This is a genomic window from Parafrankia elaeagni (genome assembly GCF_000374165.1).
Lineage (GTDB): Bacteria > Actinomycetota > Actinomycetes > Frankiales > Frankiaceae > Parafrankia > Parafrankia elaeagni.
Map to the genome: position 1 here is coordinate 85,994 of NZ_KB893718.1, position 11,327 is coordinate 97,320.

General features: G+C 74.1%; 8 protein-coding genes. 3 read left to right on the forward strand and 5 right to left on the reverse strand.

Annotation, left to right across the window (positions count from 1 at the left end):
- Positions 1 to 220 precede the first annotated feature (220 nt).
- Both B207_RS0112615 and B207_RS33685 read left to right on the forward strand, forming a co-directional pair.
- Positions 221 to 3,382, forward strand: coding sequence for a branched-chain amino acid ABC transporter permease/ATP-binding protein (locus B207_RS0112615; RefSeq protein WP_018636902.1), 3,162 nt, complete (start codon positions 221 to 223; stop codon positions 3,380 to 3,382).
- On the forward strand, positions 3,379 to 4,242 hold the full coding sequence (locus B207_RS33685; protein ID WP_018636903.1) for an ABC transporter ATP-binding protein: 864 nt from the start codon (positions 3,379 to 3,381) through the stop codon (positions 4,240 to 4,242). The genes B207_RS0112615 and B207_RS33685 overlap by 4 nt, the downstream gene beginning before the upstream one ends.
- 61 nt (positions 4,243 to 4,303) lie before the next feature.
- On the opposite strand, the gene B207_RS0112625 is transcribed toward B207_RS33685, so the two are convergent.
- From B207_RS0112625 to B207_RS0112640, 4 genes are all read right to left on the reverse strand, one after another.
- On the reverse strand, positions 4,304 to 5,563 hold the full coding sequence (locus B207_RS0112625; RefSeq protein WP_018636904.1) for an ABC transporter substrate-binding protein: 1,260 nt from the start codon (positions 5,561 to 5,563) through the stop codon (positions 4,304 to 4,306).
- A gap of 290 nt (positions 5,564 to 5,853) precedes the next feature.
- Complete coding sequence (locus tag B207_RS0112630; RefSeq protein ID WP_026310999.1) at positions 5,854 to 6,615, reverse strand: NADPH-dependent FMN reductase; 762 nt, start codon at positions 6,613 to 6,615, stop codon at positions 5,854 to 5,856.
- A gap of 93 nt (positions 6,616 to 6,708) precedes the next feature.
- The gene (soxR, locus tag B207_RS0112635; protein WP_018636906.1) at positions 6,709 to 7,176 is read right to left on the reverse strand and encodes a redox-sensitive transcriptional activator SoxR; all 468 of its coding nucleotides are present in this window, start codon (positions 7,174 to 7,176) and stop codon (positions 6,709 to 6,711) included.
- Positions 7,177 to 7,280: 104 nt separating this feature from the next.
- Positions 7,281 to 8,441: an alkaline phosphatase PhoX gene (locus tag B207_RS0112640; protein ID WP_018636907.1), complete on the reverse strand. Its 1,161-nt coding sequence runs from the start codon at positions 8,439 to 8,441 to the stop codon at positions 7,281 to 7,283.
- A 225-nt stretch (positions 8,442 to 8,666) separates the two neighbouring features.
- On the opposite strand from B207_RS0112640, the gene B207_RS0112645 reads away from it, so the two are divergent.
- Positions 8,667 to 9,848 (forward strand): UDP-glucose--hexose-1-phosphate uridylyltransferase, encoded by a 1,182-nt coding sequence (locus B207_RS0112645; protein WP_018636908.1) that lies wholly within the window; start codon positions 8,667 to 8,669, stop codon positions 9,846 to 9,848.
- Between the two features lie 191 nt (positions 9,849 to 10,039).
- Here the strand turns inward: B207_RS0112645 and B207_RS0112650 are convergent, their stop codons facing one another.
- Positions 10,040 to 11,122 carry an alpha/beta hydrolase family esterase gene (locus B207_RS0112650; RefSeq protein WP_035740571.1) on the reverse strand — a complete coding sequence of 361 codons (1,083 nt, stop codon included), beginning with the start codon at positions 11,120 to 11,122 and terminating at the stop codon, positions 10,040 to 10,042.
- Between the last annotated feature and the right edge of the window lie 205 nt (positions 11,123 to 11,327).

Consider the following 11,327-nt stretch of genomic DNA (forward strand, 5'->3'; position numbering starts at 1 on the left):
CAATTGACTCGTTTTACCTGGTAGCCAGTGTCGACGTTGTGGATGGTTTGCTTGCTCCACCCGTGTTCGTGACCGTACGTTCCCACAGATCACCGTGATCAGCTCTCGGCGGTGAGCAGATGGGTCCGCGTTGCGCCGCGGGCCGCCGGGGAGACGTCCGCCGTCCTTCCCGAGCAAGCACAGCCAGGCACCGGCCACGGTGCGACGTGAGGTGGGCGCCGTGGACGAAATCATGGGCTACGCCCTGCTGAGCCTGGGCACCGGTGCTCTCTACGCGCTCGTCGCCACCGGCGTGGTGGCGGTGCAGCGCGGGGCCGGCGTCCTGAACATGGCACAGGGTGCGCTGCTGGCCTGGTCGGCCTACGCCTTCCACGGCGCGCACATCACCTGGGGCCTGCCGGTGGCCCTGGCGGGCGTGCTCGCCGTCGGGTCGACGATGGCGATCGGCCTGGGCTTCCACCACCTGGTCCTGCGCCCGATGCGGCAGGCGACGGCGGTGCTGCGGCTGATGGCCACCCTGGGCCTGCTCATCGTCATCCAGTCCTCGCTCACTTTGATGTACGGCGGGGAGGTCCGGAACTCGCCGACGGTTCTGCCGACGTCCAAGGTGACGCTGTTCGACACCGCGGTCGGTCTGGACGTCTTCGTCCGCCTCGCGGTGGTGGCGGCGGTCGTGGCCGGGCTGTGGGCGGTGTTCCGGTTCACCACGCTCGGGCTCGCGGCCACGGCGGTGACGGAGAACGCGCGTGCCGCGGCCACCCTCGGCTGGTCGCCGGACACCGTGGCGAGCTGGGCCTGGCTGGCCGGTTCGGCGCTCGCGGGGCTCGGCGGGGTCCTGCTGGCGCCGCTGCAGAACCCGCTGTCGGCCGGTGGGCTGATGCTGCTGATCGTCCCGGGGCTGGCAGTCGCGCTGGTCGCCCGGTTCCGGTCGCTGCCGGTGGTGCTCGGCGCCGCCCTGGCCCTCGCCGCGGTCGAGCTGGAGATCCAGGTCAACCTGATCGCCGACCACCCCGCCTGGCGGGGCCTGGACCGCGCGGTGCCGCTGGCGGTGATCGTGTTCTACCTGGCGGTGCGCGGGCGGGGCATCCCGGACCGCGGCCATGTCGCCGACCGGCACCCGTCGCTGGGCAGCGGGCGGGTGCACTGGCGGGCGCTCGGCATCACCGTCGCCGCCGCCCTGGCGGCGCTCTGGTGGCTGCTGCCGGCGGCGTGGGTGAACGCGCTGAACGCGAACGCGATCTGGGCGACGATCATCATCTCGGTGGTGGTGCTGGTCGGTTTCACCGGCCAGCTCTCGCTGGCGCAGCTCGCCTTCTCCGGCACGGCCGCGCTCATCGCCGGGCGGCTCGTCGCCATCCAGGGCTGGCCGCTCGAGGCGGCGCTCGTGGTGGGGGTCGCCGGCACCGCCGTCGTCGGGGTGCTGTTCGCGCTGCCCGCGCTGCGCACCCGCGGGCTGCAGCTCGCGGTGGTCACACTCGGCCTGGGGGCCGCGGTGGACGCCCTGCTGTTCCAGCGCGGCTACCACTCGCCGGCCCCGCCGAGCCCGTTCGGTGACCTGTTCGGTGATCTCGCCCGGCTGGAGGGGACGGAGGTCGGCGACACCACCCTCTTCGGCATCAGCCTGGACAAGGTGGCGCACCCCCGCGGTTTCGCGACCCTGTCGCTGCTCTCGTTCGTCCTGCTCGGCCTGATCGTGGCCAACCTGCGGCGCGGGCGGGCGGGGCGGCGGCTGATCGCGGTCCGCACCAACGAGCGGGCCGCGGCGGCACTCGGCATCAGCGTGGTCGGGGCCAAGATCTACGCCTTCGCGCTGTCCGCGGCGATCGCGGGCTTCGGGGGAGTGCTCTACGCGTTCTACGCGTTCGGCGAGCGCGGCAACATCGACTACGGTGCCGGTCTGTTCTCCCCGTTCGCCTCGATCCTGCTGATCGCCTACGCGGTCGTCGGGGGCGTCGGCTGGATCAGCGGTGCCTTCGCCGGCGCGACGATGGCCGCCGAGGCGCTGGCGACCAGGTTCGGGGCCTGGGCGGGCAGCCTGCTGGAGCGGGTGGGCGCCGTGCTGCGGGTGCTCCTCGCCGCGGTGGCCGCGCTGGCGGGGCTGGTGGTCGGCCGGGCGGCCGCGCCGCGGGAGCAGCCGCACCTCGCGAGCGCCGCAGCGGCGGGCGGGGCCGCGCGGCGGGGCGCGGCCCACCGGATCAGCCGGCTGCTGCCCTGGGCGTGCGCCGCCGTCTTCGCGGGCGTCGCCCTCGCACTGGGCGGGCGGGTCATCGACTGGCTCGCCGACCTCGATCGGTACGTGCCGCTGATCGGCGGCCTGGTCCTCGTCGTGGTCCTGTCCCGGTCGGGCGGCGGCATGGCGCCGGAGAACGCCCGCAACGCCCGGCGGGTCCTCGATCGCCATTTCCCCAGGGCCGTCGAGCGGCGGCTGGCCGCCGACGGCGCGAGGGTCTCTCGCCTGCTCGGTCCGGCCGCACCGGCTGTGCCGGCCGCACCGGCTGTGCCGGCCGCACCGGCTGTGCCGGCGCGGGGCGCCGACCTGCCGGCCGGGCCGGCTACCGGTCCACTGCGCCAGGTGGGCGCGGTCGCGTATCCGGCGCGCCCGGCGACCCTGTCCGCCTGGGGGCTTTCGGTGCGGTTCGGTGCCGTGGAGGCGATCCGCTCGGTGGACCTGCGGGTGGAGCCCGGCCAGATCGTCGGCGTCATCGGGCCGAACGGTGCCGGGAAGACCACGGTCATTGACGCGATCACCGGCTACACGTCGTCCGTGTCGAGCTCCCTGATGCTCGGCGGGACCCGCCTCGACCGGCTGCCGCCGCACCTGCGCGCCCGCGCCGGCATCAGCAGGTCGTTCCAGAACCTCGAGCTCTTCGAGGACCTGACCGTCCTGGAGAACATCCAGGCCGCCTGCGACCCGCGCGACGCCCGTGCCTACCTCGGCGACCTGGTGTTCCCGCGGTCCCGGCCGCTGCCGGCCGCGGCGGCCGCCGCGGTGGAGGCGTTCGGGTTGCGGGAGGACCTGCTGCGCACCGTCTCGGAGCTGTCGTACGGCCGCCGCCGGCTGCTGGCGATCGCCCGCGCCGTCGCGACCTGCCCGTCCGTCCTCCTCCTGGACGAGCCGTGCGCGGGACTCGACGAGACGGAGAGTGCCGGGGTCGCGGCCCTGCTGCGCCGGCTCGCGGACCACTGGAACCTGGGGATCCTGCTCAACGAACACGACATGGAGGTGGTGATGCGGATCTGTGACCAGATCGTGGTTCTCGACGGTGGCGAGGTGATCGCGCGCGGCACCCCCGGCCAGATCCGGGTCGACCCGCGGGTGCGCAGCGCCTACCTGGGGACGTCCGCACCTGTCGCCGCCGCGGTGGGCAGGGCACGACGGTGAGCTCCGTCCCATGGCGGCGGCAGGGCCGCGCCGCGACCGTACCGACGCCGGAGGTGGCCATACCGGCCTCCCGCCAGGCCATGCCCAGGCAGGCCGGGGCGACGCCTGGAACGGGGGCGGCGACGGCTGGCTCCGGGGCCGAGGCCGAGGCCGGGGCGTCGGTGTCGGTGCCGGTGCCGGTGCTGACAGCGCGCGGGCTGTCAGCCGGTTACGGCGAGGGCGGGCCGGCAGTGCGTGACCTCGACCTGGACCTGTGCCCGGGCGAGATCGTGACGCTGCTCGGGCCGAACGGAGCCGGCAAGACGACGACGCTGCTCGCGCTGAGCGGGGCGCTGCGGCCGCGCACCGGGGTCGTCCGCTGGGCCGGCCGGGTGACGACCGCGCCGCTGCACCAGCGGGCTCGCGCCGGCCTGGCCCTCGTTCCCGAGGACCGGTCCGTGATCATGGAACTCACCGTCCGCGAGAACCTGCGGCTGGGGGCGGCGGATGCCGACCTGGCCCTGGAGACCTTCCCCGAGCTGGCCGGGCATCTGGACCGGCGGGCCGGGCTGCTGTCCGGCGGTCAGCAGCAGATGGTCGCCCTGGCCCGGGCCCTGGGCCGCCGGCCCGCCGCGCTGCTGGCCGACGAGCTGTCGCTCGGCCTCGCGCCCCGGACCGCCGAACGGCTGCTGGGCGTCGTCCGGGCAGCGGCCGACGGCGGTCTGGCCGTGCTCCTCGTGGAGCAGCATGTCCGCAGTGCGCTCGCCGTCGCCGACCGGGTCATCGTCCTGCGGCACGGGCAGGTCGCCTGGTCCGGCCCGGCGGAGCAGGCACGGGCCGATCCGGACGTGCTCGTCGGCGCCTACCTGCCCCTCGCCTGACCGACGGGCCGACCGGCGTCACAGCAGCCCGTCGGTCAGCCCCGTCGGTCAGCCCCGTCGGTCAGGACGCGCCGCGGGTCAGCAGCGAGAGCGCCTCGTAGGTCTCCGGCCCGAGCGGCAACCAGCCGTGGGTGGCGCTGTCCCAGCGGGCGCCGCGCATCGTCGTGTTGAACACCCGGGAGACACCGGGAAACGTGCTCGGCTTCGTGAAGTCCAGCGGCGGGATCAGGCCGAGGTCGAGCCCGCTGGTTCCGCGCAGCTGGTCGAGCAGGGCGCGGGACGTCAGCTCGCCCGGCACGGCGTTGCCCACCTTCTCCGCGATCTGGACGGACAGCCAGGCCGCGGTGGAGGACGTCGACGAGCGGATCTCGGCGCGCGCGTCGGTGTTTCCGGCGGCCTCCTCGGCGTCCAGCTCGGACAGCATCCGGGCGAGCTCGGGGAACTCGCCGCGCTGGCTGAACTCGGGGAACACGCTGGCCACGACCAGGTTGTCGGCGGCCGGGCCGAGCCGGTCGAGGTACTCCTCCGACAGGGTGCCCGCGGCGTGGCAGGTGCGCAGGCCCGCCCCGCCGCCCGCGCCGCCGCCGCCGATCACGGCATAGGCGGCCTGGTCGAACACGACGAGCACGGCGCCGTCGGCGTTCGCCCGGGTGAGCTGGGCGATTGTCGGGGTCAGGTCGCTGGAGGTGATCGGGACGCGGAGCTCGGGAGACAGCGGTGTGCCCGCCGCCCGCCCGCCGGCCTGTGCCATCGTGATCAGCCGGTCGCTGGCCGCCAGGTCGTAACCCACCAGGCCGATCTTCGACGCGCCGGCCTTGCGCAGCAGCGACGGGCAGACGGTCGGGTAGAACGTCAGTGGACTGATCATGAAGCTGACGTCCGAGCTGAGCTCGGACTGGTCCACGGCGATGCCGGCCGACCCGATGGCGGGAATGCCCGCCTGCTCGAGGATCGGCATGATCCCGCCCGAGGTGGACACCGCGGAGACCACGGCCAGGACGTTCTCGTCGACCGCCCGCTGGGCGCACTCCTTCGCCGCCGTCGGGTCGTTCCGCTCGTTGCAGTGCACGATCTCGACCGGGTGGCCCTTGATGCCGCCCCGCTCGTTGACCGCGCGGGCGGCGGCCCGGACCGCGGCGACCATCTCGGGGTGGCCGACGCCGACGCCGCCCTCGGCAGCGATGATCATCAACTTGGTCGGGTCGCCCGAGCCCGTGGCGGAACCACCGGACGGCTCGTCGCTTCCCCCGCCGCACGCGGCGAGCGCCGTGACGGCGCCGATGCAGGCGGCTCCGAGCCGCAGACCCAGACGTCGTCTCACCGGTTCGTCCCTCCTGATGCGCCTCAAGCCCCTGGCGGGGCGACGGGGCGGTGCGACGGCGACTGCCCGCCATCGAGGCCCTGCGGCCCCGTCACGGTAGACCGTCGGTGCCGAGCCCTGATGGCAGGGTGATCCGGTACTCCTCCGGTGTGATGCGAACATGACTCTCCGCCGCGCAACTGCGGCGCCGGTCCGTCGGCCGGCGACGGCGCCGGCCGACGGCGCCGTACGCACCGTCGTGCGCACGGGGTCGACCGCGCGCACTGGGCGACGGAGTCGGCCGCGACTGGTCAGATCACCTGCGACCAGGCGTAGGTGAAGCCCATGACCTGATCGGTGAGCGTCTCCAGGTGGCTCGCCGCCCGCCGGTCGAGCACTTCGCCGTTCGGGCCGAAGGGGGCGCTGGACGTGTCGATCGAGACGCCGAGGGGAGTCGGCCAGCCGCGCAGGGCGTGGATCGAGGACCGCAGGGCTGTGAGGGTGGTGCCGGCGGTCTGCGGCCCGTCCGCGCAGACGATCAGGCCGACCACGCGGCCGTCCAGGTAGGGGCGGGGCGCTCCCCGAAGGTCCTCCAGGTAGTCCAGGGCGTTCTTCACCAGACCGGACATACCGCCGTGGTAGCCCGGAGTGGCGATGACGACACCGTCCGCCCGGCCCACCTCGCTGAGGAGCCTGCGGGCCGCGGGAGTGCGCTCCCGCTGCTCCGGGACGTACATCGGCAGGTCGATGTCGGCGGAGCCGAGCAGGACGGTCTCCGCGCCCGCGGCCGCCATCGAGCCCAGGACGGTCTCCAGCGCCCGCAGGGTGGTCGACTCCGGCCGGGTGGCCCCGCCGATGCCGACGATGGTGGGGCGGCGGCGTCGCTCCACCCGCGGGGCCGGCGGGCCGATGACGCCCAGCGCGGCCAGATCCGCGATGCCGCCCGCGCCGGTGTCCGTGGGCCTGGTGAGCGGTGGGCCGGTGCGTCCGCGGCGTTGCGCCAGCGGTTCCCCCGAGCCGGGGTGCGGACGGCTGTCACCGTTCCCCGGATACGCACCGTGCGCGTCGACCATCGACTCCTCCTCCTGCATCGCTGTGCGATGTCTGCGGAACTGTGACTACCGCACGGCGTGGGTGAGATGCGACGGAAAGCGTAGGCCCCCGCGTCAGGAGCGTTCCGGGGTGCGTCGCAGTGTGGCCGGCAGAACGACGGCGCCGGGACCGTACGAGGCGGCCCGGTCGCCCGGATTCGAGATGTGGCAGCGCCGCAGGGACAGACAGCCGCACCCGATGCAGGAGTCGAGCCCGTCACGCAGCTTCTCCAGCGCCTCGATCTGCTCGTCCAGCCGGGTCCGCCAGGCGCGGGAGATCGACGTCCAGTCGGCCCGGGTGGGGGTCCGCTCGGCGGGCAGGCTGCGCAGCGCCTCACGGATCTCCTCCAGGCTCAGCCCGATGTTGCGGGCTGCCCGGATGAAGGCCAGCCGGCGAAGTACATGACGGGCGTACCGGCGCTGGCCGCCGCTCGTGCGGCTTGCGCTCAGCAGCCCCTCCCGTTCGTAGAAGCGCAGGGCCGAGGCGCTGAACCCGCTGCGGCGCACCACATCTCCGAGGGACAGGACGTCCGTGGCGTTCATCGTTCGACGGTAGCGAACCTGAATCTCACGTCAACTACAGGTGCCGGCCCGCGGCCCGCGGGCTGGGGGGCTGGGCCGCGGCCCGCCGGCCGGATCGACGGCGCCTACCCCCGGAACGGGCCGGTGATCTCGAAGGTGATCCCCGCCCGGCTGCGCCCCTGGGCGCCGCGCTGCGAGCTGACGTAGAGGCGGCGGCCGTCCGGGCTGAACGCCGGGCCGGTGATCTCGGATTCCTGGTGGCCCGGCAGCTGGAGGAAGCGGGAGAACGTCCCGCCCGGAGTGATCAGGTTCAGCGCGGGACCCGGGCGGTCCTCGGCCACGAACAGGTCACCCCGGGCCGAGCCGGTGATGTTGTCGACTCCCGTCATGGTCATGCCGCCGCGCGGGACCGCCTCGGGATCATGAAGCAGTGCGATCTGCTCGCCGACGGCGTCGTAGGCCCAGATCCGGTTGTCGCCCTTCGTCGTGAACAGGCAGCGCCCCGCCGCGTAGTAGCAGCCCTCACCGCCGTCGAAGGCGCGGGCGCCGTCGACCTGGCGCCGTGTCGCGCGGGGAAACCCGCCCGGGTCCGGCACCGGGGCCCAGGTCACCGGCCCGGAGACGGCGTCCGCGGGGGCCCGCAGCACCTCCAGCGTGCCGTCGGACAGGTCGCCCCACCGGGTCGGGCGGAACCGGTAGAAGCAGCCGTCACGCCGATCCTCGGTGAGATAGACGACCTGCCGGTCGGGGTCGCAGGCCGCCGCCTCGTGGGTGAACCGGCCCATCGCGGGACGAGCCACCGCCGGCCGGCTGCCGTCCGGCCAGGTCTCGTGCACCCGCCCGAAGGCGTACTCCTCGCAGGACAGCCAGGTGCCCCACGGCGTCGCCCCGCCCGCGCAGTTCGCGTTCGTGCGCCGCAGGATCCGGCTGGCGGAGATGATCGTGCCGGCGGGGTCGAAGCGCAGCGCCGAGGCGCCGCCGTTCAGCGCGGTCTCGGAGTTGGAGACGTAGATCCAGCCGTTGCCGGCGGGGAAGCAGGCTCCACCGTCCGGCGCGTCATGCCAGGACAGGCCGGTGCCGGGCACGATCTCACGGGATCGCGCGACCACCCGGCTGGTGAAACCCGGCGGCAGCGCGACCCCGTTGGAGTCGGGGGCCCGCAGCGGGCCGTACGGGCCCTGGCCCGGCTGGGTGGTGCTCGCCACCGCAGACTGCCAGCTCGTACCGCACAGGACGGTGGTTCCGACACCGGCGGCGGCCAGGCGCAGCAGCGCCCGTCGATCCATGCTCGGCACCTCCTCGCAGCCGGCGTGCCCACCTGTCGCGCGGCTGCCGCAACGAGTGATAGCACAGACACGGTGAGACGTCCTGACAGTTGTGCTGCGGGCCGGTGGCCATCCCCGGCGAAACGGGGAAATCCGTCCCGCTACGATCTGACGGTGGCGGCCTCGTTCTTCGGACCAGCTGACGGCCCGGCTGCGGACGATTTCTCTGACCGGTATTCACGTCAGGTGACGGACCAGGCGGCGGACCGGTCCGGCGAGGTCGCGGCGCCCGGGGCCTTCGTCCTTCCGGCCGAGGAAGGCGCCCACCGGCGTTTTGACCCGCTGACCGGCCGCTGGGTCCTGGTGTCGGCGGGGCGGGTCGCGCGCCCGTGGCGCGGCGGTGAGGAAAAGGTAACCACCACGCACGGTGCATACGACCGGGAATGTCATCTCTGCCCGGGAAACGTGCGTGCTTCCGGAATAGCTAATCCGGACTATGCCGGTGTTTATGTCTTCGACAACGACTTTCCGGCGCTGCGCCCCGGTGCCCCGGCGGCGGTGGACGGTGTCGGCTGGGCGGGTGACGAGCCGGACACGCGGGCCGCGGCCCTGCTGCGGGCCCTGCCGGGGACGGGGACGTGCCGCGTCATCTGCTTCGATCCCCGCCACGACGACACACTGGCCAGCCTGCCGCTCGACCGGGTCCGGGCGGTGGTCGACACCTGGGCCGACCAGGAACGTGAGCTGGCCCGGACCTGGACCTGGGTACAGATCTTCGAGAACCGCGGGGCGGCGATGGGCGCCTCCAACCCGCACCCCCACGGCCAGATCTGGGCCTCCTCCTTCCTGCCCGACCTGCCGGCCGCGGAGGACCGGTCCCAGCGCGACTACCGACGCTCACACGGGACGTCGCTGCTGGTCGACTACGCGGCCCTGGAATCCGACCTCGACACCGCCGCCGGGGCGGCTGGGGCGGCTGGGGCCGGCCGGGTGGTCGTGGCGAACGAACACTGGGTCGTCGTCGTCCCGTACTGGGCGCTCTGGCCGTTCGAGACGCTGGTGCTGCCGCGCCGCCCGGTGCCGCTGCTGCACCAGCTGACCGACCCCGAACGCGACGCGCTGGCAGTGGTGCTCCGCACCCTGCTCCGCACCTACGACGCCCTGTTCGACACGCCCTTCCCCTACTCGATGGGCTGGCACGCCGCGCCCGGCCCGCACCCCGGCGCCGACGGCGCCGACGGCGCTGAGCCGGAGTGGGAGCACTGGCAGGTGCACGCGCACTTCCATCCGCCGTTGCTGCGGTCGTCCACCGTGCGCAAGCACGTGGTCGGGTACGACATGTTCGCCGGCATGCAGCGGGACATCACCCCGGAGGACGCCGCCGAGCGGCTGCGAGCCGCCCGACGGCGCGCGGAGGGGGCGGAGTAGTACCGGCGAGCGGCTGTGACGCGGGATTTCCGCGGGGCTGTGGCGCGGGATCCTCGCGGGGCCGTGGCAGCGGGCTGACCGGGACCCGGCGCGGCGTCCCGCCCGCGGCCCCGCGTCCCGCCCGCGGCCCCGCGTCCCGCCCGCGGCCCCGCGTCCCGCGGTGGTCCGTTCGGGTGGTGGGTCGGGGCCGGTCAGGGGGTGCCGGCGAGCGCGTGCCTGCCGGCCCGCTGCCCGGCGGAGAACTCCCAGAGTCGGCCGACGGCCCACCAGGGCCATTCGTGGCCCCCCTGCCAGGGCACACCGACCACTACCGAAGAGCTGGTCACCCGCGAGGACTCGGTGCGCGCGTCGGGGAATGAGACGTCGACGTAGTCCGACCAGCCGCCGCGCCAGGGCACCGTCGTGTCCTCGGTTCCGTGGATGTGCATCATCCGGATGGGGGACTGGTCGCAGGGCACGAGCAGGTGGCCCGCGACGACCCCGGCTGCGGCGAAGACGTCCGGTGCCTCGCAGACGGCGCGCGCCGCCATCATCCCGCCGTTCGAGTAACCCCAGACGTAGACCCGGGCGGGGTCGACCGAGGTCCGCCGGCTCGCGTCCGCCACCAGGTCGCGCAGGTAGGCGACGTCGTCCACGCCAGACGTCCCGGCGCAGCAGGTGCCGGCGTTCCAGGCCCCGTCCACGGCATGGCCGTAGGCCAGCGCGAACCCGTGCCCGTCGGCGAACGGGGTGGCGCCGCTGATGTCGCGCATGACGGCCGCGTCGTGAAGATAGGCATGCAGGAGGACCACAAGGGGCCGTGGCTGGCCCGGTCGGACGGTGGTGTGCAGGTCGTAGCTTCGACCTGACCGCAGCGTGATCTCCGTGGTGTGGCTGACCGCCGGCCCGGCCGCGCCGATCCCGCCGGAATCCGCCGCGCCACCGCCTGCCGCGCCACCGCCTGCCGCGCCACCGCCCGGCGGGGGAGTACTCGCCTGTGGGAAGCCGGGCTCGGAGGTGAGGGTGCTCTCGTCCGTGGCGCCGGGCACCGATCCGGAGGCGGCGGGCGGGTCCGCGGTCGTCGCATCGGCCGCCCCCGGGGCGGCTGTGGCCTGCTGGCTGCTCGTGGCCGCGCCCGGGGGCGCCGTCGCCGCGGCGACCAGGTGTGCGGCGGAGCGTGCGGCCGGGTGGGGGTCCGCGGACGGGCCCAGTGCCATCTGTACCGCGGCGAGTGCCGCGAGTGGCAGACCCAGGGCGGCCAGGAGGATGATCACATACCTGCCGCCAGGCGCCACCGCACCCCCCACCCGGGCCCCGCGCGAACCTGGGTCCCACCGACGTCAACACAGCTGAGCGCAGCCCGAGCGGGCCACAATCAGTTAGATCTGGCAGACACTCATACGTCGTTGATTCCGCCGTAGGTTCTTGCCGAGGTCATCGTAATGCGCCTGGCCGGAGACGCCGGTAGCCCCACCAGGGACTGGCCGCGCCAGCCGGGCG

What these genes read in the sequence shown, in the direction of transcription:
- B207_RS0112630 (WP_026310999.1), bottom strand. Translation starts at nt 6,615, where the DNA reads ATGGTCGACGCGCACGGTGCGTATCCGGGGAACGGTGACAGCCGTCCG.
- soxR (WP_018636906.1), bottom strand. Translation starts at nt 7,176, where the DNA reads ATGAACGCCACGGACGTCCTGTCCCTCGGAGATGTGGTGCGCCGCAGC.
- B207_RS0112640 (WP_018636907.1), bottom strand. Translation starts at nt 8,441, where the DNA reads ATGGATCGACGGGCGCTGCTGCGCCTGGCCGCCGCCGGTGTCGGAACC.